Source organism: Sphingobacterium sp. ML3W, from assembly GCF_000747525.1.
GTDB lineage: Bacteria > Bacteroidota > Bacteroidia > Sphingobacteriales > Sphingobacteriaceae > Sphingobacterium.
The window spans coordinates 3,142,813-3,166,850 of sequence record NZ_CP009278.1 but is presented as its reverse complement, the minus strand read 5'-3'; the positions used below and the strand labels follow the sequence as shown (position 1 = coordinate 3,166,850).

At 36.6% G+C, this 24,038-nt stretch carries 18 protein-coding genes; 10 read left to right on the top strand and 8 right to left on the bottom strand.

What is annotated here, in order from left to right; genetic code table 11:
• Nucleotides 1-113: 113 nt before the first annotated feature.
• Genes KO02_RS13515 through KO02_RS13500 form a run of 4 tightly spaced genes read right to left on the bottom strand, consistent with a single transcriptional unit; the run spans nt 114 to nt 4,277 of the window.
• The gene (locus KO02_RS13515; protein WP_038699082.1) at nt 114-1,544 is read right to left on the bottom strand and encodes a serine hydrolase domain-containing protein; all 1,431 of its coding nucleotides are present in this window, start codon (nt 1,542-1,544) and stop codon (nt 114-116) included.
• 36 nt (nt 1,545-1,580) lie between these two features.
• Nucleotides 1,581-2,321, bottom strand: coding sequence for a LytR/AlgR family response regulator transcription factor (locus KO02_RS13510; RefSeq protein WP_038699080.1), 741 nt, complete (start codon nt 2,319-2,321; stop codon nt 1,581-1,583).
• Complete coding sequence (locus KO02_RS13505; protein ID WP_038699078.1) at nt 2,314-3,357, bottom strand: sensor histidine kinase; 1,044 nt, start codon at nt 3,355-3,357, stop codon at nt 2,314-2,316. The genes KO02_RS13510 and KO02_RS13505 overlap by 8 nt, the downstream gene beginning before the upstream one ends.
• Nucleotides 3,358-3,359: 2 nt before the next feature.
• Nucleotides 3,360-4,277 (bottom strand): LiaF transmembrane domain-containing protein, encoded by a 918-nt coding sequence (locus KO02_RS13500; protein WP_038699076.1) that lies wholly within the window; start codon nt 4,275-4,277, stop codon nt 3,360-3,362.
• A 283-nt stretch (nt 4,278-4,560) separates the two neighbouring features.
• Between KO02_RS13500 and KO02_RS13495 the strand changes: the two genes are divergently transcribed.
• Complete coding sequence (locus tag KO02_RS13495) at nt 4,561-4,890, top strand: DUF3276 family protein (protein ID WP_038699074.1); 330 nt, start codon at nt 4,561-4,563, stop codon at nt 4,888-4,890.
• Between the two features lie 5 nt (nt 4,891-4,895).
• Here KO02_RS13495 and KO02_RS23605 read toward each other — a convergent pair whose 3' ends face one another.
• Nucleotides 4,896-5,213, bottom strand: a complete 318-nt coding sequence (locus KO02_RS23605) for a hypothetical protein (RefSeq protein WP_158500299.1) — start codon at nt 5,211-5,213, stop codon at nt 4,896-4,898.
• 466 nt (nt 5,214-5,679) lie between these two features.
• Between KO02_RS23605 and KO02_RS13485 the strand changes: the two genes are divergently transcribed.
• Both KO02_RS13485 and KO02_RS13480 read left to right on the top strand, forming a co-directional pair.
• On the top strand, nt 5,680-5,970 hold the full coding sequence (locus tag KO02_RS13485) for a hypothetical protein (RefSeq protein WP_038699070.1): 291 nt from the start codon (nt 5,680-5,682) through the stop codon (nt 5,968-5,970).
• A 119-nt stretch (nt 5,971-6,089) separates the two neighbouring features.
• The gene (locus tag KO02_RS13480; RefSeq protein WP_235212258.1) at nt 6,090-8,468 is read left to right on the top strand and encodes a TonB-dependent siderophore receptor; all 2,379 of its coding nucleotides are present in this window, start codon (nt 6,090-6,092) and stop codon (nt 8,466-8,468) included.
• Between the two features lie 331 nt (nt 8,469-8,799).
• On the opposite strand, the gene KO02_RS13475 is transcribed toward KO02_RS13480, so the two are convergent.
• The gene (locus KO02_RS13475; protein ID WP_051959945.1) at nt 8,800-9,531 is read right to left on the bottom strand and encodes a FadR/GntR family transcriptional regulator; all 732 of its coding nucleotides are present in this window, start codon (nt 9,529-9,531) and stop codon (nt 8,800-8,802) included.
• Nucleotides 9,532-9,669: 138 nt separating this feature from the next.
• Between KO02_RS13475 and KO02_RS13470 the strand changes: the two genes are divergently transcribed.
• The 3 genes from KO02_RS13470 to KO02_RS13460 all read left to right on the top strand — a co-directional run bounded on the left by KO02_RS13470 (nt 9,670) and on the right by KO02_RS13460 (nt 15,536).
• Complete coding sequence (locus KO02_RS13470; RefSeq protein ID WP_235212257.1) at nt 9,670-12,969, top strand: SusC/RagA family TonB-linked outer membrane protein; 3,300 nt, start codon at nt 9,670-9,672, stop codon at nt 12,967-12,969.
• A 23-nt stretch (nt 12,970-12,992) separates the two neighbouring features.
• Nucleotides 12,993-14,528 carry a SusD family outer membrane lipoprotein NanU gene (gene nanU, locus KO02_RS13465; protein WP_038699066.1) on the top strand — a complete coding sequence of 512 codons (1,536 nt, stop codon included), beginning with the start codon at nt 12,993-12,995 and terminating at the stop codon, nt 14,526-14,528.
• 87 nt (nt 14,529-14,615) lie between these two features.
• A complete protein-coding gene (locus KO02_RS13460; protein ID WP_038699064.1) occupies nt 14,616-15,536 on the top strand; it encodes a dihydrodipicolinate synthase family protein in 921 nt (306 codons plus the stop codon).
• Nucleotides 15,537-15,612: 76 nt separating this feature from the next.
• Here the strand turns inward: KO02_RS13460 and KO02_RS13455 are convergent, their stop codons facing one another.
• Nucleotides 15,613-16,143, bottom strand: a complete 531-nt coding sequence (locus tag KO02_RS13455; RefSeq protein WP_038699062.1) for a GNAT family N-acetyltransferase — start codon at nt 16,141-16,143, stop codon at nt 15,613-15,615.
• A 402-nt stretch (nt 16,144-16,545) separates the two neighbouring features.
• Here KO02_RS13455 and KO02_RS13450 point away from each other — a divergent pair, with 402 nt between their 5' ends.
• Genes KO02_RS13450 through KO02_RS13435 form a run of 4 tightly spaced genes read left to right on the top strand, consistent with a single transcriptional unit; the run spans nt 16,546 to nt 23,124 of the window.
• Nucleotides 16,546-19,302, top strand: a complete 2,757-nt coding sequence (locus KO02_RS13450) for a DUF1553 domain-containing protein (protein WP_200878553.1) — start codon at nt 16,546-16,548, stop codon at nt 19,300-19,302.
• A 5-nt stretch (nt 19,303-19,307) separates the two neighbouring features.
• Nucleotides 19,308-20,801, top strand: a complete 1,494-nt coding sequence (locus KO02_RS13445) for a DUF1501 domain-containing protein (protein WP_038699058.1) — start codon at nt 19,308-19,310, stop codon at nt 20,799-20,801.
• A gap of 11 nt (nt 20,802-20,812) precedes the next feature.
• Nucleotides 20,813-21,694: a sugar phosphate isomerase/epimerase family protein gene (locus KO02_RS13440; RefSeq protein WP_038699056.1), complete on the top strand. Its 882-nt coding sequence runs from the start codon at nt 20,813-20,815 to the stop codon at nt 21,692-21,694.
• A complete protein-coding gene (locus KO02_RS13435; RefSeq protein ID WP_235212256.1) occupies nt 21,691-23,124 on the top strand; it encodes a c-type cytochrome domain-containing protein in 1,434 nt (477 codons plus the stop codon). Before KO02_RS13440 ends, KO02_RS13435 begins: the two co-directional genes overlap by 4 nt.
• A 212-nt stretch (nt 23,125-23,336) precedes the next feature.
• Here KO02_RS13435 and KO02_RS13430 read toward each other — a convergent pair whose 3' ends face one another.
• Nucleotides 23,337-23,840 (bottom strand): GNAT family N-acetyltransferase, encoded by a 504-nt coding sequence (locus KO02_RS13430; RefSeq protein WP_158500298.1) that lies wholly within the window; start codon nt 23,838-23,840, stop codon nt 23,337-23,339.
• Between the last annotated feature and the right edge of the window lie 198 nt (nt 23,841-24,038).

The following is a 24,038-nucleotide window of genomic DNA, read 5'->3' as shown; positions in this document are numbered from 1 at the left end:
ATTTATTGGATTATCCTGGAGGTCATGTGTTTGTTGATTTAATTTATAGCGTAACAAAAAAATAGGGGACATATTCTTGAATATGTCCCCTAGGATTCTGATTCTTTTTATCGCTATTTTTGGGTCAGTAACATATGAAAAATAGATGTTCCAATTTTTTCAACAGATTCGGCAGCATTTGATAATAATACTACTGCTGTTTTCTTATCAGGAGCGATTGCGATAAAAGAACTGCTTCCTCCCGTACCACCCGTATGGTAGCAATACGTGATATCATCTAGCAAATCCATATGCCACGCTAAACCAATATCTGTATTAGGAGGTAGAAAATAAGTGAATTGACGTGTTAATGCCATCGCATTTTCTAATGATGTCTCCGGCATTTTGAACTGGACTTGTGCAAAAGTTAGTAAATCTGTAACAGTAGATTTTAAACCGCCAGCAGGGCTAAATGTTTGAAAGTCCCAGGCCGTGGTTTCTTCTCCTTTTATATTATAGACTTTTGGTAGCTGTTGTGTTTTGGGATTAAGTAGGTCAGAAGTCGCAACTAAACCTAATGGTTTCGCGATGATTTCTTGGATATTCGTATTGTAACTTTTGTTCGTGAGACTTGTTATTATGTCTCCCAATAAAGCGTAACCTAAATTACTATATTCGTAATCTTCACCACTTTCGTGCTTCGATTTAAATGTCGCTAAATATTGATATAAATATTTTTGATTATAGTCTTTATACGGATTGTTGACATCAAAGCCTTTAACTTTCTCCATATTGTCAGGTAGTCGCGGTAATCCTGAAGTATGATTGGCTAAGGACTTAAAAGTAATTTTTTGTAAGCTTATATTTGTTTTTAAGGAGTCGGGTAAAAAATCAATAATTGGTTGATCTAAGTCTAATGTGCCCTTTTCGACCAAATCAGCTAATAAGGTAGCAGTAAAAATTTTTGAAAGCGAACCGATTTCATATAATGTGCTGCTTGTAGGCAGGGTCGTATTACCTTTCTCAGTTTCTCCATAGAAATATGTGCTGAGTTGACCATTTTTTATAATGCCGATTGTCAAAGACTGTGTATTGCCTTTTTTTGTGTAGAAATTTGCGATAGAGTCTATGAAAAAATCCACTTTGTCTTCTACCACCGTATTGGTTATCACAGGTAGTTCTTTTTCTGCTACTGGCTTACTGATGGGTTGAAAACCAAAGGTATGGTAGTGCAGCGTACTATCGACTCCAAAAGGTATTTGGTATGACTTTTCTTTAAAGTCTATGCGATACTGTGTGATTCCATCTTGGAAATTTAATTTTTCAGCATGTTGTATTCTACCTAATGGATATATTTCATTTTCCAATTGGTTTTTAAATGAAGAATAGGGATTTGCTCTTTTAAAATTATCATTAGCTAATGTATAGATGGAGTCGGTCTGTTGTGAATTAATAAAAAACTCAACTTTATTATAGAACGTATGGTTTATTTGTTCTTGATTGGTGTTTTGAGCAACAGCAGATAACGAACTACTGAGTAAAAATGCAGCAATAAAATTTTTCATAATGAATATACTGCTGCAAATTTACATAAACTTTATTTATATGCCAATCATTTGTTTCAATCTAGCATAACCCGATTTACTGATATTGAGTTTTTCACCTGTTGTCAGAACTGCGACGAAGCTATCTTTCTCCCAGGGCTCTATACGTGCTAATTGGTCTACTTTGATGATATACGAACGGTGGATTCTAACAAATGCTTGTTCATCTAAATGTTTTTCAAAGAAGGCCATTGTTTTATTTTTCAAGAATAGTCCATCTGCGGTATGGATTTTCACATAATCATCATAAGCTTCCAGATACTTAACTTGTGGTACCGGAATTATTTTTATCTGTGTACCTGTTTTTACAACGATACGGTCGAGTTTTGATTCTTCCTGATGTATCACCGCTTCATAGTTTGGTGCCGGTTCTGAAGCAGGTTTAGCAAAATTTAACTTGAATTTTTCAAAAGCTTGCTGAAATCTATTTGGAGAAATGGGCTTCATCAAATAGTCTATAGCATTTTTTTCGAATGCTTTCAGGGCATAATCGTCAAAAGCTGTTGTAAAGATTACTGCTGGTGGATTTTCAACCAATTCTAACATTTCGAAACCTGTTAATTTTGGCATCTGCACATCTAAAAACAAAAGGTCAGGTTGATGTTGTTGGATTGCTTTTACGCCTTCAAATCCATCTCCACATTCTGCTACAATACAAACTGACAGGTCTTTGCTTAAATATTCTACTAAAATAGAACGCGCCAATGGTTCATCATCAATTAGGATAACTTTAATCATATTGTGGGATTTTGATACTACTTGTAAATATATTGTTTTCACTATGGGTGTCAAGGAGGTCATTTCGTCCAAAAAGAAGAAATAACCGTCTTTGTATACTCGTAAGTCCAAATCCTGTGCCCTTAGACTGGATAGGTTCGTTTGGTTCAAATGGATTGTCTATCGAAATATGTAGGTTCTTTTCAATGAGTAAGCATTTAATATTGATGATTACACTTTCTGTTACATTGTAAAGGCCATGTTTAATGGCATTTTCGACAAGTGGTTGTAAAATCATAGCTGGAATTTTAGATGATAAGACTTCATTATCGTGTTCGATGTGAATATCCAGTCTATGGCCAAATCTTACTTTTTCAATATCTAAGTACAACTCGAGATGACTTAACTCTTCTTGCAGGACAATCAATTGATTGTTTTCTTTTCGGAGAGTTCCGCGTAAAAAGTCGGATAATTGAAAGGTCATATTACGGGCTTGGTCTGGCTTGGTGCCAATCAATGCTATGATTGAATTTAGGCTATTGAAAAGAAAATGCGGCTGAAGTTGTTGTCTTAGGTTATATAATTCGGCTTCTCGCAATTGGTTTTCCGAATCTTGTTTTCTTTTGATATTGGAAATGTATTCTTCTTGGATATTCCAGACAATGATGAAAATTGCAACAGAAGTTAGAATTAGGAAATTGACGATATAACGATAGGGAATAATTAGGTCATAGATCTTCAAATGTTCCTTCGGAAGATAATATTGAACGACAAGTCGACTTCCTAATATGCTGATGCCGCTCATAATAAACCCTATAATCAATACTTTCCAAATTTGATTGGGTTTTGGGATATAGTAGTTTAATGTTGTTGAAATGGCATAGCAGCAAAGCATCATCATGAGACTATTGATAATGGAGTCTTTAATTGTTATCTCAATTGGAAAACCCGACCGATACATCAAAGCATATTGCATGGCAAAATAGCCAATCAATATGCTTAAGCAGATGAATAATATTAGTTTGTTTTTATTATGCAATAATAATTTATCCTTCATGACTAGGCATTTCTAATGGTTAAATTTCCAAAAAGACAAGTACCTGTAATATATAATTTTTTAGATGGATCTCTGCTAAGACCCAGTGTATAGCGGCGGTCATCTACATCGCCAAAAACTGAGGAGACATTTGAATAAACTGTCCAATTTGCAGGAACTGTGATTTTGGCACTTCCAAACATCTGGAAGGCATCAATCACTGCCACATCTGTTATATCCGCTTGTGTTAGGTCAATGGATACACTACCAAACATACATGCGATATTTCCACCTCTGAAATTTTTGGATAGGATGAATTTTTTAACGCTTGCAAAGATAGAGTTGACATTCAGTACATCTTCAAAATTATTTTCGGTCTGCGCGTATTGTTGAGCACCAAAGGTCTGCCCGTTAGGCAGACCTTGATTATTACTATCATTTGCGGTCGAATCTCCGGTTGATCGGTTACCTGCTTCATCTGTAACATCATCAACTTTTACATTCTCATCGATTGTTGTCGAGACAACGCGCTTGTCCCAATCGTAATCCGTAGGGGATGGAGGAGGACTGTTGGGATTGAGTGGCATAGGAGGAAGTGGCGGTATACCATTTTTGCGGCCAATAATAAAATAAGCACCTAATCCTATAATCAATATGGGAAATATAACTCCCCCAAAATCTGTATGCATGATTTCTTTTACAAGAAATGCTACACCTAATGCAATCAAGATAACGGATGCTTTGTTTTTAAAATTGGAGTTCATCCCAATAATCAGTCCTGGTATAATCAATGCAAATGTATACCACCCAAAAATCCAAGAAGGGAAGAAGAAGTCTAAGTCTAAATTTTTTAATAATAATAGAATTCCGATAAGTATGATAACACCACCAATAATATTTTTACTGTTGTTGCTTTTTGGTATGAATGGCTCTTTTTCCATGACTTTTAAATTTATACCTCAAAGATATGTTGGTTAGGTATCTTGGAGTAATTGAAATAGGTAATCGATCAATATTATTCGGTAAATGTAATAAAATCCTCGGTGAAATGATTTCTTTGTTTAAGGAAGCTTGAGTTTATTTGTTATAATGTAGAGGGTAAGTTCGTTAATTCTACTTAATATGCTGTCAAATATGATTTTTTTTGAATAATATTTGGAAGTTTCATGCTAATTATTATATATTTATCACAGATTAAGATAACTTAAACTTAAATAATAACCAATGGGAGATTTTGAAAACAAAGAGCGAGAAGAGGTTTTTTCAAAAAAAGTGAGAGCAGGTAAACGTACTTATTTTTTTGATGTAAAGGCTACACGGTCTAACGATTATTACATTACCATCACAGAGAGTAAGAAACGTTTCGAAGACGGGCAGTTTATTAAACACAAAATATTCTTATATAAAGAGGATTTTGAAAAATTTGCGGAGGGTTTGACAGGTGTAATTGATTACATAAAATCAAATCAAGAAGTTGTCGAAAAACGTTACGAACCCAATTTTGATGATCCAGCATATGCTAGTGAATCATCTAAAGATGATTTTTCTTTCTAAAAATTTTATGAATTAATGAAGGGGAAGGCTGTATTATACAGCCTTTTTACTTTTGCATAATAAAAATTCAGTCGAAATGATACAGCATGTTCTCCGCCAAGCCCAGATGGAAGAGGAACATGAAGCGAAAACACAGCCATTAGTGTTGCAGATAAAGGTTCTGCAGATGCTAATAGATAGGCTTTATGTCCACCAATCAATTTTACAGGAGTCAAATAGAAATAAAAGGAAAAACAGCACCAAAGAAAATAATAATCGCGGGGCATAGATAATTTTGGATATCCCATACTCTTTAGATGTACAATAGGTCTTTTAGAAAGCATATCGCTAACTCTCTATCGAGTTCTAAATTGAATTCGGATATCAATAAATCTTATAACTACTGGCGTTAGTCTTTTGAAAGTTTACTTCACTTACTACAAGGCCGTAAGTTCGGTTTTTAGAGAAATGTAAAATAAATGTTGCATCAAAAAATATTCCTTCTATATTTGTATTGTTTTTAATGAGTCTAAATAAGCGGGATACTTGAGGCCTATAATTTTAAGAGTTTCTTGCTTTTGATTAAATAGAATCAAAAAACCATGTAGCAGACGTTAATCAACTACATGGCAATAAGCTAAGGGCAGCTGTAACTGACCTTAGCCGAATTGTCTAGCGAACTAGATGATTCACCTCCGATAATGTGACCTATGGAAGGACCTGCAAGATAATAAAAAAATGAGAATTTATTAGATGCATTGCAGCACCCTTTCATAATTAGTTGAAAAGTTTATACAAAAACAACGTATTATGAAAAATGTAATTACCCTGTTTTGTTTTGCAGTACTGCTTTTTTATTGCAAAACTACCAATGCCCACGCTTTATGGATCGAAACCCATACGCAGGGTCAACTTAACAAACCGCAAGAAGTAAATATCTTTTACGGAGAGTTTGCCAATAATGAACGTGAAATTAATTCCAATTGGTATTCAGACTTGAGAAATTTTACTCTTTGGCTTTACGAATCTGGAGAAGAACCTCAAAGGTTACCATTCGCAGCTAGTTGGATAGGATCTACAACCTACTTAACAGTAGACTAAACACGATGTTAGTCAGCTAAAATCTAAATTTAAAACATACTTTCAAATTTAACTGTTCGAAGATTTTTCGAATCACATCCACTATGCAAAAATTTTTATTTATTATATTATTCATATCAATGAATTTTGCTGGCAAAGTTTCTGCACAGCAAATGTTTACTATCGACGGTTATTTAATTAATGACAAGAAGGAAGCTATTTCCGGAGCAACCATCCGATTGGTAAATAGCGAGAAAGCAGTTTCTACTGATAAGCAAGGTCACTTTGTATTTGATAAGTTAAATGCCGACAATTATCAGCTCGCTATCAGAGCAATTGGTTACGATAAATTACAGTTAAAAGTCGACATTGATGTAGAAAGTCAGTATTTAGGTGCAGTTACGCTATCTGCGAAGTCACAATCTATTGATGAAGTTGCGGTATACGGTAAATACTATCAGAAATATAAATTTGATAGTATCTCAGGCTCTTTGCGCTTACAAACCCCAATCTTAGAGCTCCCTCAAAATATTCAGGTTATATCGTCAGACTTAATGGCTGATCAACAAGTGTTTGATGTTATTGATGGCATCACGCGTAATATCAGCGGAGCCACCCGTCAAGGCCACTGGGATAATCAATATGCCAACATACGGATGCGGGGTTCGAAAATTCCTGCATTTCGAAATGGAATGAATATCGAAGCTTCTTGGGGTCCGACAGCTGAAGATGCTTCAATGATCGAAAGAATTGAATTTGTAAAAGGACCTGCTGGTTTTATGTTGGCAAGTGGAGAACCTGGTGGTTTTTACAATGTAGTTACAAAAAAGCCTACAGGTCATAGCAGAGGTTCTGCAACCTTCAATATTGGAAGTTTCAGCACATATCGCGGAGCGTTGGATTTGGACGGTAAGCTCAGAAAGGATGGCAAACTACTATATAGATTGAACGTGGCGGGGCAGCAGAAAGACTTCTATACCAAATATAATTATAGCAATCGTATCGTAGTCGCGCCAGTATTGACTTATTTAATTGATACAGTTAGCTCCTTAACTTTAGAATATACCTACCAAGGATCAACATATTTGACTAATGGTAACTATGTGTTTTCGCCCAAACAATTTGCAGATCCAGGTATTGCTAATGATTTTTTCTATGGTGACCCTTCATTTGAGCCCAACAAATTGAAAGACCACAGTGCATATCTTTATTTTGATCGAAAATTGAATCAAAACTGGAATTTTCATACGCAACTAGCCTATTTCAATTTCAATATGATTGCCAATAGTACATGGTTAAATTATATGAAAGCGAATGGCGATATGCCAAGAAATTTATCCATCGCAGATGAAGTTGGTGAGAATACCTTTGGACAGCTATCTTTTACCGGAGAAGAACATACGGGCGGAATTCGTCACCGGATTTTAGTCGGTGCCGATTTCGGTACTAAAAAGTTTTGGGGAGATTTTAGAACCTTATTGGACTCTATCCCTACAAATCCGCTTAATGTATATGATCCAAAGTATGGAATTAAGGGAGACGTGCTACCTGCTATCGACCGTTCGAAAAATGTGAAAATCAGAGCTGGTGGAAACGGATATGTCACGTCACTTTCTTATATGTCAGTATATGCTCACGATGAAATGGCATTTTTAGAAGATAGATTGCGCCTTTCTCTAGGGCTTCGTTTAACGAGTTCTCAAATAACAGGTGCTTCACATTTAGCTGATGTAAAAGATAATGTTTTGAGTCCGCGCATTGGTTTAAGTTATTCTATCGATAAGACATCTAGTATTTATACTTTATATGATCAGTCCTTTGTCCCTGTTTCAGGAACAGATTGGGAAGGTAACGCTTTCAAACCTATTCGTGGAAATGATTTGGAAGTAGGGTTGAAAAAAGAATGGTTTAATGGTAAATGGATATCATCTATAAGTGCTTATCAAATAAAAAGACAAAATGCTTTAGTTGCCGACACTGATCCTGAACATATTATGAATGGTAAAACTTTTCAAATCCAATTGGGCGAAACTACAACTAAAGGGATTGAAATGGATATAACAGGAGAAATAGCACAAGGTTTTAATATTAATGCCAATTATGCATTTACTGATTCAAAGATTTCAAAAGCGACTGATGAAAATACGATAGGAAATATCACGCCAAATACAGCTAAACACACCGCCAATGCATGGATTACTTATCGTTTTCAAAAAGGAATGTTGCAAGGAATTGGATTCACAGGAAGTGTTCAAACGATGTTAGACAGAGCAATTGGAACTACAAAGGATGCTAATTTTAAAAATTATGTACGTACTGATGGGGGAATAAGTTATCAAAAGGGACAATTTAATATTTCTTTGGTCGTCAATAATTTATTGGACAATCAGAAATTGTTGACTGCAGGCTCTTTCAGTAAGGCAAGTGAAGCTATTAAAGCACAAGGTGGGGTTGATTATTATTCGTACATCGTAGAAGCTAGACGTAATATGCGCTTAGGTATTACGTATAAATTCTAAAGTAGTATTAATGTTTGTAAATCATGTATACAACCTATCTATCGTTCATTTTAATCGCTTGTTCACTTTTCTACCAATTGCGATAATAAGGCTCTTTTACTTATTTTAAAAGTGTACGATTTTTTAAAAAGATAGCTTAGTTTTTATGCTGTTTATTGCTACTTATCCTATTGTCAATTTCCTTAAAAACATGGTGAAGCTTGCTTTAGCCTGATGATTTAAGAATAATCTATGCTGATATATTGGTTCTACAGTTAAGTTAGAATAAAAATATGATGCGCTTTATACCCTAAAGAAATGGGCTAACGCGCATCATATTTTATGATTCGATTTAATCTTCAATTTTGTTATCATATTGTTGTATGCGTAGAAAATGATTGTCTAAATGTTTACGCATTGCATTACGGAACACCTCAGGAGTTCCAACTTTTAATATATCCACAAGCCCGCGATGAGATATGAAATTTTTCGAATTAAATTTCTCTACCAGCATACCACTTGAGTGTACAAATTTAAAAACTGGTAAGAGTAAGTTCTGAAAGTCCTTCAGCATAATATTACCACTGATTTCATATAACTTACCATGAAATGCGACTTCAGTTTCAATATCAAATATACTGTTATCTAGCGCATTCGACTCTTTACCCACAATTGTTTCCAACTCCTCAATATCTTCAGGTGTGATGCGTTGATATAATAGATCTGCCATTCCGAGTTCCAAAATCAATCGCATTTCAAATAAATCACGAAGAGTCTTATCATCCATAATCGTTGGATAAAGTGATTTCTTCATTGGGCTAATCAAATCTGGGCTTGTCAATACTGCACCTCGATGTTTTTTAGAGTCTACTAGGCCTACTAATCGTAAACGTAACATGGCCTCACGGATAACAGTTCGACTAACCCCTAAAGTTTCTGCTAACTCCAATTCCTTTGGAAGTGCATCACCTACTTTTAGCCCTTGATTAATAAATAAATTGATAATTTCTTTCTCCACTTTATCTACTAAAGAAGAAGTGTCAATGGAGTTCATGAAATTGACTAATGTTGGATTTGTACTCATAAAAATGCTCGTATACGCTTAAAAACAAAGATAAGGATTAATTGTAATATCTATGTTATACATAATGTTAATTTACTATTGTTTTTTATTGAATAAATTATATAAATTTGCTTTATGTAATACTTAATAATAACCAATATGTATTCAAACCGTAAATTAAAAAATCTATTGATCTGGTCTATGCTAGCAGGGAATCTAGCTTTAGTGCATGCACAAGACCGAAACATCCAAGGTAAAGTTAGAGATGCTAACACAGGAGAGCTACTCGGAAATGTCACGATTAGTGTAAAGGGAAGTAAACAATCTTTACAAACTAAACCAGATGGTACATTTGTACTGCCTACCAATCCCAATGCGATATTAGTCATTACTTCTACTGGTTATCAGTCTGTTGAAGTAAAAGTTGGACAAGGAGAATCTTTGGATATCAAAATGGAATCCAGCAATCAACAGATTGATGAAGTTGTCGTTGTTGGGTATGGTACGCAAAGTAGAAGAAGTGTGACTGGCTCGATTTCTAAAATGGATAAGGAAGTCCTCCAAAACTCTCCAAGATCTAATGTGGCTACTGCTTTACAAGGAAACATCCCCGGATTACAGGTTGTCAATAAATCTGGTCAACCAGGAGCTGCTCCTATGCTTAAATTGAGGGGAGGAGCTTCCATCAATAATCCTGGTGCACCTTTGGTAATTGTAGACGGGGTAATTCGAGACCTTAATGATATCAGTTCAGATAACATCGAATCGATTGATTTGTTAAAGGATGCTTCGGCAACAGCAATTTATGGGGCTCGGGCAAATAATGGCGTGCTATTAGTCACAACAAAAACTGGTAAGGCTGGTACTTCAAATGTTTCTTACAAATTTGTCGGAGGTTATAATCAACGTAGAGATGGTTATAAATATATGAATGCAGGCGATTATATCCAATATACACGCCAGGGCTATTTAAATGCAGGTAGATCATTGCAATCAGTAAATAGCGCTAGGGGATTAGGGATTTCAACGGATCCAGCTTACAATTCTTCATTTGATATTAAAAAATATACCGATGAACTTAAACCGTTATTGAACGAAGGGTGGAAGCTTGTTGACGATCCTTACGGAGGGCAGATTATCTACAAAGATCATGGTGGAGAAATAGAAGATGTGCTGTTCAGAAATACATACACAAAAGATCACTATGTCAATGTTTCTGGTGGGAATGACAAAGGTAAATACTTTGCGGCTTTTGATGCCTTTGATGAAGATGGTGTTATAGTCGGTTCTAATTATAAGAGATATACAGGTGATATCAATGGATCATATAAAATAAAACCTAACATCGAGATTTCTACTAATGTGACCTTGTCCACTGCTTCACAATATGGTGCACCAGGTTCAGAAACCAATGCATTATACCGTACTTTAGCAATTTGGCCTACTTTTAACCCTTGGGTGGATGAAGCAAAGACACAGCCAAATCCAGGAGTGGCTACTAATGATGGTAATCCATTGTATTGGTTAGGACGCCTCAAAAGGAAAAATGAAACAAACCGTATTATTGCCAATGCTTCAGTAAAGTGGGATATATTACCAAATCTCTATTTGAAGGTGAGTGGTAATGGCTATATGAAAGAAGCCTTCAATGAATCCTTTCAAATGTCTACGCAGACCTATTCCAATATTTTTGCGAACCCTCAAACCATTGGAAGCTCTTCACGTGATGCGTACCGTAAATTGGACAGAGATTTTCAAACACAGTTCAACGGTATTTTAAACTATAATACGAGCATTGCAGAAAAGCATAATATTTCAGCAATGGTGGGTGCGGAATATTATAAAATGAAAACTGATTACATGCAAGTATATGGAAGAAATGCACCTACAGATGATATCCCGACTGTAAATGCTTCAACTGTATTCCCCGCGGACCTTAATAATACAACGGCTTCAGAATATCGGATTATTTCGTCTATGGGTAGGCTCGCGTATGACTATGATGGAAGAATATTGGTAAATGCTGTTTATCGTTTGGATGGAACATCAATTTTAGCACGAGGAAACCGTACTGGATTTTTCCCCGGAGCATCTGCTGGATGGAATATCCATCAAGAAAATTTCTTTAAGAATTCTAATCTATCCCGATACATCACTACCCTTAAGCCTCGGGTAAGTTACGGCGAAAATGGCAATATTGCTGGTTTGGGTCGTTACCAAGTTCAAGGTATATACGATCAGCAAGCTAACTACAATGGTTTAGCTGGTTATCTTAATACTTCGCCCGTCAATACGAATTTAGCCTGGGAGACTAGTAAAACAACAGGAGCTGGTTTAGATCTTGGTATTTTGAATAATCGTGTAACCGTTTTGTTTGATTATTATGACCGTCGTACAAGTAACTTGTTGACCGATTTGGAACTACCTAGTTATGTTGGGTTTGGGAAAATTGTAACCAATTTAGGGACCTTACAAAATAAAGGTTATGAGATTGGCATTCAATCGCAGATTATCCGTAATCCAGAAGGTTTTAATCTAAACATCGGTGCAAATGCAGCTTATGTTAAAAATAAAATTCTAGAACTTCCTAGTAACGGTAATGAATTTAATAGACAAGGTGGAATTCAGGTATATGACCCTTCATCTGGTCAGGTGGAGTGGGTAGGAGGATATCAAGAAGGACGAACTTTAGGAGATATCTATGCCTATAAACAAGTATCTATCTTTAAAGATGAGGCTGAAGTTAATCAAATCGCAGGAAATAGAAAAGATAATATTGCAGGTATTACAGGTCCTAATCTTCCAGCGGGCACGAATGGTCGTATTACACCTGGAGACGTCAATTGGTTAGATGTAGATGGCAATGATATCATCGATTCACGTGATCAAGTATACATCGGTAACATCAATCCGAAATGGACAGGTGGATTTACGACCAATATGAGTTATAAAGGTTTCAGCATGTTTACAAACTGGGAATTTGCATTAGGGCATACCATTTATAATGACTTAGTTGCACGTACTTTAGGCAACTATCAAGGTACTTTTAATTACTTGGAAATGCAAAAGCAAGCTTGGTCTCCAACGAATACAGATACCGATATTCCTAAAGTCTATTTTGCAGATCAGGTCGTTGGCTCTAAGCAGAACTATACAAGAAGTAATAATGCGAATCCGAATTTGAATAGTAATAATTCTCGATTCTATGAGAAGGGGGACTATTTGGCGCTTCGTGAGATTACACTTTCTTATGATCTTCCAAAATGGTTGCATTCAAAAACGCATATCCTATCCAGAGCACGTGTATACGTTAGTGGAAACAATCTGTTTTACATTACCAAATTTACAGGACCAACTCCTGAGCCACCTGTCAATGGAGATAATGTGGTTACAGGAGTTTATGGCGGAACATATCCTACACCAAGGTCTTATGTATTGGGTGTTCAACTTTCTTTTTAACGGTATTTAATCTTGAAATTATCATGAAAAAAAATATATTTACCTATATTATTTTAGGCAGCTTAACCTGTATGGGCATGAGCTCATGTAGCAACAATTTAGAACTCAGTCCAATAAGTAACTATAGTGATGCGGTTTATTGGAAAACTGCAGATCAATTCGATTCTTTTGTAGTGGGTTTGCATGCTCGCTTTCGTACGCATGAACGAAGTTTTTTATTTTTAGGAGAACTCCGTTCAGGTACCTTTGGTAATGATCCGGGTACTACAGCCTCCTTTACAGGTGAAGCTTCGCAAGGTATAGAACGGATGTGGCAACATAATTTGGATATGGATAATCCAGGAGTATCTAACTTTGGAGGACTATATGATCAGATCAATCAACTCAATTTATTGATCAGTAAGTTGAATATATCCACTGTACTTTCGGAGGATAGTAAGAACTATTATTTGGGTATCGCGCACGGTATGCGTGCATTTTATTATTTTCAATTGTATAGATCTTGGGGAGACGCGGTTATCCAAACAGATGCTATCGACAAGATAGACGTTTCTAATTTAGCTAAAGAAGCATCGCCAGCAGCAGAAGTATTAAAATTGATCAAATCCGATATCGAAAGTTCTAATGCAGGTTTTGGTACAGATTATTCTATTCGTCAAGCACGCTCATTTTGGTCAAAAGGAGCAACGCTGATGCTACAGGCGGAAGTTTATTTGTGGTCTGCACATCGTGAGGGAGGAAAGCAAGATGCGACGATTGCTAAAAATGCTCTAACAGATATTAAGTCAAATTTATCATTGGGTCTGCAACCAGACTTCAAAAATGTTTTCGATGTCAAAAGCAATGGTAATAATGAAATGATATTGGGTATTAGACATAAATTGAATGAAGCTAGTCTCGGGTTCATCAGTGACTTCGTCCCTAATGCAAATATTCTTGTTAATTTCTATGACTCATTATCTAATCGTAGTTTTAGCGTCACTCAGGATAATTATGGTGGTATTCTACGTGTCCCGACTCGGATCAATACCTATCGTAACTACCATGATTTAGATGAACGAAAAAACAGTTCTATACAGGCTGCTTATAGCAAGGATGATGTGGGAAATTACAAGATAGCAGGTTGTTTTCTATATAAGTATCAAGGAGAGCAAAATGCTGGATCAAGAGCTTATAGCAATGATTTTCCAATATACCGTTACGCAGATCTTTTATTACTCATGGCTGAAGCGAAAGTCATTTTAGGCGAAAGCCCAAAAGAGGAAATCAATCAAGTTCGTGCGCGAGCTTTTGGTAGCCATTATCAGGAAAGTATTTTTGGATATCCAAATCAAATTATCGATAAGGATCCAGTAGAAGCGATTCTAAACGAGCGTAAATTAGAATTTTTGGCAGAAGGTAAGTACTGGTATGATTTAAGAAGATTTGGTGATAAGTATGTCTTTGCACATACAGGTCTTTCTTCTCAGGAAGCATATAAACTCCTTTGGCCAATCGATCGCAAATCGCTTACCAACAATAGGGCACTTAAACAAACAGCAGGCTACCCTCAATTCTAACTTGATAAAAGCATGTGAAATTTTATTCTAATTCATACAAATCAGTATGGATTAGGATTTTTAATAGATCTTAAACATTTAAAATAAATGATAATTAAAAAAATCGAAGGCTTAATTGCAGCTCCATTCACACCATTTGATGAAAACGGTGATTTAAATTTAGAGCAAATTCCCGCATACTATCAATCCTTAAAAAGTAATCAAGTAAAAGGTGGGTTTATTTGCGGTTCGACGGGCGAGGGAGTTTCCTTGACATTTCAAGAGAAAGTCGCAGTGGTACAGGCTTGGTCAACCCTAACCAAGACTGATCCAGATTTTAAATTAATTGTACTTTTGGGAGGAACCAATATTAGAGAGTGTATAGAGCTGGCTAAAATTTCGGAAGAAGAAGGAGTCGATGCCATTTCATTCACATCGCCATTCTACTTTAAGCCTGCTAATGTTGGACAATTAGCGGCCTGTTGTGTCGAGATTGCCGCAGCAGCTCCAAATACTGCCTTTTATTATTATCATATCCCTGTCCTGACTGGAGGGAACTATCCAATGATCGATTTATTGAAAGCAGTAGATGGTGTCATTCCAAACTTTGCCGGTATTAAATATACACATGAAGACTTTATGGACTTCTTATCTTGTATGAATTATGCTGGTCGTAAATACGATATGTTGTGGGGTAGAGATGAAAACATGCTTTCTTCTTTGATTTTAGGAGCAAAAGGAGCTGTTGGCAGTACCTATAATTATGCTGCACCGTTATATCATGATTTGATATCTGCATTTAATGCTGGTGATTTTGAACGCGCAAATGCTTTACAGCAAAAGTCTATCGATATGATTACGTTATTGGCTAAATATGGTGGAATATCGGTAGGGAAGACCTATATGAAATTAATTGGATTAGATTGCGGAGAATTTAGATTACCAATCAAGAATATGTCTCAGGAACAATTTGTAGCATTTCAATCTGATGTAGCAGAATTGGAATTCGCTTCCTTTTCTTCCAAATAATGAGATAGACTATAGTTTTTTTACGATTATAATAAATATGGTTGATGAGGGGCTTATGTGCATATACATAAGCCCCTTAGCTGTAAAACTCTTTTGCATATTCGACCATTCCATGTACACCTTTTAATGCATTTGTTCTTAATTCTTTTACCATACAGTTTTCCTTAGGTACGTCAAAGGGTAATTGAATACCATACTTTTCAGCTGGCTGATATCCAAATTTTGGATAATAGTTTTCATGTCCTAATACTATCACAGCACCATAGCCTAAAGTTGCAGTTCTGCTGTGCGCTGTACGGATGAGCTGAGCACCGATTCCTCTTTTTTGATATGCTGGTAGAACAGCCACTGGGGCCAATGCTAGTGCCAGATGTTCATCTATACCATTTTTTATCTTAATTTTTGTTAGTAATATATAACCTACTATTTCTTTATTAAATTCAGCTACCAATGATAATTCGGGCTCGAATACGTCCGAATCTCTAAGTTTTTGCACTAGAAATTGCTCTTGATGATCGCTATATTTTTTATTTTTAAATGCAAGTTCAATTAGATTGAAAACTTGACTAAAGTCCTCCTCCATTTCTTTTCTGATTTCTGCTTCCATAATAAGTTGAGATTATTGAAATTCAATAGTCAATTGTAAAGTTCTATATTTTCAATAAAATTATAGAATTTAAGACATAAAATCATTCCAAAAGTACCAGATAAAGATTGTCCTCCTTTTTTAATTTCCAATTAGGCAATGCAATAAAAAGATAATCATTATTCTTCTTTCAATTATTGAACCAATCTAAGGGGTAATATAGTGTCAGTAATAGCAAATATCGTTGTAATATTTTGTTTTTATAACGTGTAATTTAGTAAATTAACAAAATGATGATTAATACAACATCAATCATCACTAACCTTTTTTATTATATACACCTAAATAACGAAAAATGCGATAGGCCATTTTGAAAGCCAGTTTGGTTGTCCATCATACCTAAAGTTATAAATCGTATTGAAAATGAAAAGAAAACTTGTCGTCGTATCCCTCTTATTGTGTGCAATCGTTGCTATCGGATTGTTCACCTTTCAGAAAGAAGATTCTGTGGATTTTAGTGCTGATGTAAAGCCCCTTCTCAATAAGCATTGTATTACTTGCCATGGCGGAGTAAAGAAAAATGGGAATTTTAGTTTACTTTTTGAAGAGGAAGCCTTTGCTAAAACAGAGTCGGGAAAGCCAGCTATCATCGCAGGAGATGCGGATCATAGTGAATTTATAAAACGTCTTACCAGTGAGGACCCTGAGTTAAGGATGCCCTACAATGCTCCAAAGTTGACTGATGAAGAAATCAGTATTTTGACTAGATGGGTAAATGAAGGAGCGAAATGGGGAGAACATTGGGCTTATACTTTACCAGAACATGTTGAAGTACCGAAACCTTTTTCTTTTGCAAGCTTATTTGGTATGAAACCTAAAGGAATATCCAATAATATTGATTTTTTCGTACAGGATAAAATGAATCAAGAAGGCTTGACCTTTTCTGATCAAGCAGATAAAGAAACTTTACTACGTAGGCTCTATTTGGATATTGTGGGCTTACCACCAACGCTAACAGAAGTGGAATCATTTATTAATGATAACAGAGAAGAAGCCTATGAACTGCGAGTAGATAGTTTACTCGCCTCGCAACAATATGGAGAAAAATGGGCGAGCTGGTGGCTCGATTTGGCACGTTATGCCGACACAAAAGGCTACGAGAAAGATGCTTCTAGACGTATATGGCCATACCGAGATTGGTTGATAAAATCCTTGAATAAGGACATGCCTTATGATGAATTTACCATAGAGCAGCTAGCCGGTGATTTATTGCCAGAGCCTACTAAAGACCAGTTAATCGCTACAGCTTTCCATCGCAATACCATGAATAATGATGAGGGAGGAACAGATAATGAAGAGTTTCGGGTAGCATCTGTACTCGATCGGGTCAATACGACTTATCAAGTTTGGTTGAGCACCACATTCGAATGTATACAATGTCATAGTCATACATACGACCCTTTTAAATTTGAAGAATACTACCAATCTGTTGCATTTTTTAACAACACGCGAGATGAAGATACACAAGGTGATCATCCGAGGTTACGCTTTTATAAACCGGAGGATGAGAAACGTGTAGATAGTATCAAATATTGGTTGACAAAGAATGGTCATCAAGATTTAATTCGTTCGACCGATTTGTTTTTACAAACATTAGAACCCAAAATTCATGCACATTACAGTGATCAAGTAGAAAATGGTGCTTTATATGATACCAAATGGTTAGGGGTACGTTCAGGAGGAAGTGCACGGTTAAAAAATATTTCGCTGCAAGGTAAGAAGCAACTCTATATCAATTATTGGACTGATTTAAAAGGTGGAGTCATTGAAGTGAGAAAGGGTAGTAAGGATGGGCCATTGTTAAGTGAAGTACAGCTTCCTAATACTTCTGGTAGACAGGTGATTCAGGCAGCTATTAAAGATGAAGCTGGGGTTCATGATCTCTACCTCATCTTTAGAAATCCAAGCGCGGGAAAAGATCAACCGATTTGTATGATTGAGTGGTTTGCGCTACGAGAAGGACTACCTGTTGCAAATAATGTTGAATCGCAAAGCATGCAAAATACATTTTTACAGCTGATCAATACGAATCCTGAAAGTGTGCCGATAATGATTGAAAATCCAGCAGATATGCATCGAAAAACACATGTTTTCGAAAGGGGGAATAGATTGACATTAGGAGAAGAAGTACAACCAGGAGTACCAGCAACTTTGAATACATTTCCTGAAGGAGCGCCAAAAAATAGATTAGGTTTTGCAAAATGGATTGTGAGTAAAGATAATCCATTGACTGCACGTACCTTGGTTAATAGGGTATGGGCACAATTATTTGGAAGAGGGTTGGTAGAACCGCTTGGTGATATGGGTACGCAAAGTATTCCTTCTATGCATACAGACTTGTTAGATTACTTAGCATTAGATTTGATGCACTCTAAAAAATGGAGTATGAAGAGCTTAATCAAAGATATAGTCATGTCATCTACTTATAAGCAATCTTCAAGTTTAAAGAAGAGTGATGCTGATAAGGATCCTGCAAATATTTATTTAGCTCGTGGACCAAGATTTAGGCTTTCTGCTGAACAAATTCGTGATCAAACGTTAGCTGTTAGTGGTCTGCTAAGTAAAAAAATGTATGGTCCATCGGTGATGCCTTTTCAACCTGATGGTGTTTGGATGACCGTATATAGTGGTGAGTCTTGGGCTACAAGTGAGGGTGAAGATCAATATAGAAGAGGACTTTATACCTTTCTGAAAAGAACAAGTCCTTACCCTTCATTTATTTCATTTGATGCTTCCAGTAGGGAAGTCTGCTTGGGCGATCGTATTCGTACGAACACACCATTGCAAGCCCTGACCACATTAAATGACCCAGTCTATATAGAGGCTGCTAAGCATTTATCTCGACGGATGCAAAAAGATGGTGCAGGTAGTCCGAAATCTATAATTAGTCATGGTTACAAAGAGCTCATGTTAAAGAGCCCTACTGAAGATAAAGTCGTGGCATTAGAGAAATTGTATCAAGCGGCACTCCAAAATTTTAATAAGAAACCTGCTGAGGCCGCTAAATTTATGGCTGCTAGTGCAGATGAATCTAAGGACCCATCATTAACATCAAAAGCCGCCTATATGGTTGTGGCAAATGCATTGTTAAACTTGGATGAATTTCTAACAAAATCGTAAGGACAATGAAAGATCTTAATAAATTATTTAGTGAATTGCAGCAACAAAAATTGCAAGCAGTCACGCGTAGGCATTTTTTGAAAGACTGCGTGGCAGGTGTTGGAAGTATAGCGCTAGGTAGCTTTCTAGCAAGTTGTGGTGGTAATACGAATACGGGTGGAGCTTTTGATCTGAATGCTTTAAATCCATTGATTCCAAAATCTCCACATTTTCCTGGAAAAGCAAAAAGTGTTATTTATCTGCATATGGCAGGTGCACCTTCTCAATTGGAGTTGTTTGACTATAAACCGGTGCTACAAACATTACATAACCAACCTTGTCCGGAATCGCTTTTGGCGGGTAAGAAGTTTGCTTTCATACGGGGTATCCCTAAGATGTTGGGCCCGCAGGCCACCTTTAAACAATATGGACAAAGTGGTGCTTGGGTATCGGACCATTTACCACACTTTAGTAAAGTGGTGGACGATGTCAGTTTCCTAAAGGCGGTGCATACGGATCAATTCAACCATGGCCCTGCACAATTATTTATGCAGACAGGAAGTGCAAGACTTGGAAGACCGAGTATCGGCTCTTGGGTAACCTATGGTTTGGGATCGGAGAATAGTAACTTACCAGGATTTGTTGTTTTGACCTCAGGAGGGAAAACGCCCGATGCAGGAAAAAGTGTATGGGGTTCGGGTTTCTTGCCGTCAGTTTATCAAGGTGTGCAATGTCGTTCCAAAGGTGATCCTGTACTTTATCTTGCTGACCCCGATGGTATGGATAGAGACTTAAAGAGACATGCCATAGATGCCATCAATGAAGTGAATAAAGACGAATATGATACTTACAAAGATCCTGAAACACTATCGCGAATAGCCCAATATGAGATGGCTTACAAAATGCAGGTCGCAGTTCCAGAAGTGATGGATATCAGCCAAGAGCCTGCACATATTCATGAATTGTATGGTACAGAACCTGGGAAAGAATCCTTTGCAAATAATTGCTTGTTAGCGCGTAAGCTCGTTGAGCAGGGTGTGCGTTATGTACAATTATTCGATTGGGGCTGGGATAGTCATGGAACCAATGCTTCCGATTCTATCGATTATGGATTTCGAAATAAATGTAGAGAGATAGATCGACCGATGACGGCATTGATCATGGACTTGAAACAGCGCGGATTGTTGGATGAAACATTGGTCGTGTGGGGTGGTGAATTTGGTAGAACTCCGATGCAAGAAAACCGAGATAACAGCGATATGCCTTTCTTAGGACGTGATCATCATACCGATGCTTATACGATATGGATGGCTGGCGGTGGAGTCAAGCCCGGAGTGACCTATGGAGAGACGGATGAAATCGGTTTTACTGGGGTCAGTGGTAGGTCTTCAGTGCATGATGTACATGCTACTATGCTCCATTTACTCGGTTTCGACCATGAAAAATTTACTTATGAATTTCAGGGAAGGCCTTTCCGTCTTACGGATGTAGAAGGCAACCTGATCAGTGCAATTGTTTAACTTATACCTGAATGAAATATTTATATAGCATCATGCTGTTTTGTTTGTGGGCTTTACTAAGTCAAGCTCAAGTGAAAGATAATCTTAAAATTAAGTATTACTGTACCAACTGGGGTATGGCAGAATCATGGGACAGTTACTGTGCCAAAGTGAGCCAGGCAGGATATGATGGTCTAGAGACTTGGTTACCTGCTGCAGGGCCCGATCGTACAGCAATGTTCGAGGCATTAAAGAAACATAAACTCTCACTTGGACTATTGAGTGGAGGTGGTGGTGCAAATTTTGAGCAGTACCTGAGCTCATTTGCCAAAAATGTCGAGGAGGCTGCTCAACAGAAACCTGATTATATCAATTGCCATACCGGTAAAGATTATTATACCTTCGAGCAGAATAAAGCATTGATTGATGCAACAACATCCATATCCAAAAAAACAGGTATTCCAATAACACACGAAACCCACCGTGGAAGATTTAGTTTTGCAGCTCATATCACAAAAAATTATTTGCAACAAATCCCAGAGTTGAAGTTAACTTTGGATATATCGCATTGGTGCAATGTTCATGAATCTATGCTATCTGATCAGAAAGAGGCAGTTCAATTGGCATTATCAAGAACAAGCCATATCCATGCTCGAGTAGGTCATCCTCAAGGGCCACAAGTCAATGATCCAGCAGCACCAGAGTGGAAATCCACATTAGACCAACATTTAGCATGGTGGGATGAAATTGTGAGACTTCATAAGGAGAATAATGCAGGAATTTTAAGGATTACGACCGAGTTCGGTCCTGCAGGCTATTTACCTACTTTACCTTATACACAACAACCTGTTGCTGATCAGTGGAGTATCAATGTATTCATGTTAAATCTTTTAAAAACACGCTATAAATCATGATGTTGTTTTTTGAAGAGTTGATGAATTTTACTGGTAGATGGCACCCTCTATTGGTGCATTTACCTATCGGAATGTTGATTGTAGCTTGTATATTGGCAGTCTTTTCAAGAAAGGAAAGCTATCGCACTATTGGACCAGCGATATCTTTATCTCTATTACTTGGCGGTGTTGCTGCTTTATTGGCATGTTTTACAGGATATTTATTGTCTTTACAGGGAGGATATGAACAGGAAACATTGGAGTTTCATCAATGGTTAGGGATAGCTGTCGCAGTAATCAGTCTTTTTTTATACCAATTATATAGAGAGGGTACGCGCTATTCATTTATTGAAAAAATAAAACCATATCGACTGTTGCTATTGTTTCTGATGTTTATTCTTATTGCTTTCACTGGCCATTTTGGTGGTACACTGACACATGGAAAGGGATATTTTAAAGATGCACTTCCGACGGCAATTAAAGAAGTCGTTGGTATCGAAGAACCAATAGAGGAGATGACTCTGCTGACTAATGTACAGGAAGCGCAAGTATACAGTGGGATCATTCAACCCATATTGAAACAAAGATGTGTGAGTTGTCACGGAGAAAAGAAGAAAGAGGGTGGTTTGGCTCTGCATGATCAAGTACATCTATTGAAAGGTGGCGATAATGGTAATGTATTGGTGTTGAATGATGCTGAAAAGAGTGAATTATACGCCCGATTGATTCTGCCAGAAGGGCATGAAGGGCGGATGCCTCCTAAAGGACGGAAACCAATTACTGCTGAGCAGATAAAACTAATCGGTTGGTGGGTAAAAGAGGGTGCTGACTTTGGAAAAAAAACAAGCGAACTGGCGCAAACTGCTGAAATGAAAGAAATATTAGCGAAGCTTGAAAAGGGGAGCGAACCTACTTCACCATTTGAGGAATTACCTGAAGCCAATAAGTTACCGACAGATTTTGTACAACAATTGCAGGCGAAAGGAATCAAGGTTTTACCTATTGATAAGAATAGTGAATATGTCGTTATCAATGCAATCAATTATCCTGAATTTAAAGATCAAGATTTAACTGACTTGCTGAAAATAAAAGATAACATCGTGCAATTGAAGTTGGGTAATACGGCCATTACGAACCAGGGCCTTAAGATTATTCCCGAATTTACCAACTTAATGAAGTTGCATTTGGAGCATACGCAGATTACAGATGATGGGTTAACATTTCTGGCTGGACATCAAAATTTACGTTACCTAAATTTATTCGCCGTTCCGGTGACAGATAAGGGTTTAGAAAAATTAAATAATCTACCTAAGCTGAACCAGATCTATTCCTATCAAACTAAAGTAACCGAAGCATCAGTAATGAATTTAAAAAAAGTAGCAAAACAAGTAATGATGGATACTGGAGCTTATGAATTACCTTTCTTAGCATCGGATACCATTCGTTTTTAAAGCTGAAAAGCGTGTTAAGAAATAAGTTTATTTGATTCAATGAAATAATAAAACTACTGTTTTTTTGGATCATTAAAGACTCTGTTCGTTAAACTGTAATTCAAAGTTTAACGAACAGAATTTACGCAAGTAAGTACCTGTTTTATTTCGTTGTCAAGGATATTGAATAAATAACAATCTTGAAATGGAATTCCGTATGATTTTTGTTGAAATCAATCCTCACCGTTTCGCTTTAATATGAGTTTCTCTATTGTTGCCCCATTTTCATCTCCTTTGAAAATGCTTTTGAATCCAAACTTTTCAAGTAATCTTCTTGAGGCTGTATTTTCTGGATGGATAATCCCAATAATATCTTTTTTCTCATCGATTGTCGAAGCTAGTGCTAATAAGTATGCACATATTTTTGTCCCTAAGCCCTTTCTCCAGTACTCTTCTTTGAGTAAGTAACCGATTTCAAATAGTGACTTATCATCATTATTGTACACGAGTTTACTGTCACCGATAATGCTGTTAGTTTCAGCATCTCGTACTTGAAAATAACCTATATCATCATGGTGTTGACCAAGGTCCAATATAAAATCAAATCTCTTTATAGCATTTTCTTTAGACATCCCTTTTCCCGTAATGTATTTCATATGGATGTCTTCTTTTACAAGATTATAATAGTCCATAAAATCTTCAGTTTTATATTTTTTAAAGTTGAGTGAGATCATCATATGCTCAGTTCTTATTAAAATTTTGAGATGCTCAAAGTTAAACATTGTTAGTGCTAGAGCATCCGGTAGCTCACTACTTTTTTTAATGATGTTATCATACCGATATGTTTTCCGTTCATAATGGTTAGATTCTCAACGTAGACTAAAGCACGCTAATTCCATTATCTATAATCATGATAAAGCCCTTAATACATTTGA

What these genes read in the sequence shown, in the direction of transcription:
- KO02_RS13515 (WP_038699082.1), bottom strand. Translation starts at nt 1,544, where the DNA reads ATGAAAAATTTTATTGCTGCATTTTTACTCAGTAGTTCGTTATCTGCT.
- KO02_RS13510 (WP_038699080.1), bottom strand. Translation starts at nt 2,321, where the DNA reads ATGATTAAAGTTATCCTAATTGATGATGAACCATTGGCGCGTTCTATT.
- KO02_RS13505 (WP_038699078.1), bottom strand. Translation starts at nt 3,357, where the DNA reads ATGAAGGATAAATTATTATTGCATAATAAAAACAAACTAATATTATTC.
- KO02_RS13500 (WP_038699076.1), bottom strand. Translation starts at nt 4,277, where the DNA reads ATGGAAAAAGAGCCATTCATACCAAAAAGCAACAACAGTAAAAATATT.
- KO02_RS13495 (WP_038699074.1), top strand. Translation starts at nt 4,561, where the DNA reads ATGGGAGATTTTGAAAACAAAGAGCGAGAAGAGGTTTTTTCAAAAAAA.
- KO02_RS23605 (WP_158500299.1), bottom strand. Translation starts at nt 5,213, where the DNA reads ATGCTTTCTAAAAGACCTATTGTACATCTAAAGAGTATGGGATATCCA.
- KO02_RS13485 (WP_038699070.1), top strand. Translation starts at nt 5,680, where the DNA reads ATGAAAAATGTAATTACCCTGTTTTGTTTTGCAGTACTGCTTTTTTAT.
- KO02_RS13480 (WP_235212258.1), top strand. Translation starts at nt 6,090, where the DNA reads ATGAATTTTGCTGGCAAAGTTTCTGCACAGCAAATGTTTACTATCGAC.
- KO02_RS13475 (WP_051959945.1), bottom strand. Translation starts at nt 9,531, where the DNA reads ATGAGTACAAATCCAACATTAGTCAATTTCATGAACTCCATTGACACT.
- KO02_RS13470 (WP_235212257.1), top strand. Translation starts at nt 9,670, where the DNA reads ATGTATTCAAACCGTAAATTAAAAAATCTATTGATCTGGTCTATGCTA.
- nanU (WP_038699066.1), top strand. Translation starts at nt 12,993, where the DNA reads ATGAAAAAAAATATATTTACCTATATTATTTTAGGCAGCTTAACCTGT.
- KO02_RS13460 (WP_038699064.1), top strand. Translation starts at nt 14,616, where the DNA reads ATGATAATTAAAAAAATCGAAGGCTTAATTGCAGCTCCATTCACACCA.
- KO02_RS13455 (WP_038699062.1), bottom strand. Translation starts at nt 16,143, where the DNA reads ATGGAAGCAGAAATCAGAAAAGAAATGGAGGAGGACTTTAGTCAAGTT.
- KO02_RS13450 (WP_200878553.1), top strand. Translation starts at nt 16,546, where the DNA reads ATGAAAAGAAAACTTGTCGTCGTATCCCTCTTATTGTGTGCAATCGTT.
- KO02_RS13445 (WP_038699058.1), top strand. Translation starts at nt 19,308, where the DNA reads ATGAAAGATCTTAATAAATTATTTAGTGAATTGCAGCAACAAAAATTG.
- KO02_RS13440 (WP_038699056.1), top strand. Translation starts at nt 20,813, where the DNA reads ATGAAATATTTATATAGCATCATGCTGTTTTGTTTGTGGGCTTTACTA.
- KO02_RS13435 (WP_235212256.1), top strand. Translation starts at nt 21,691, where the DNA reads ATGATGTTGTTTTTTGAAGAGTTGATGAATTTTACTGGTAGATGGCAC.
- KO02_RS13430 (WP_158500298.1), bottom strand. Translation starts at nt 23,840, where the DNA reads ATGATGATCTCACTCAACTTTAAAAAATATAAAACTGAAGATTTTATG.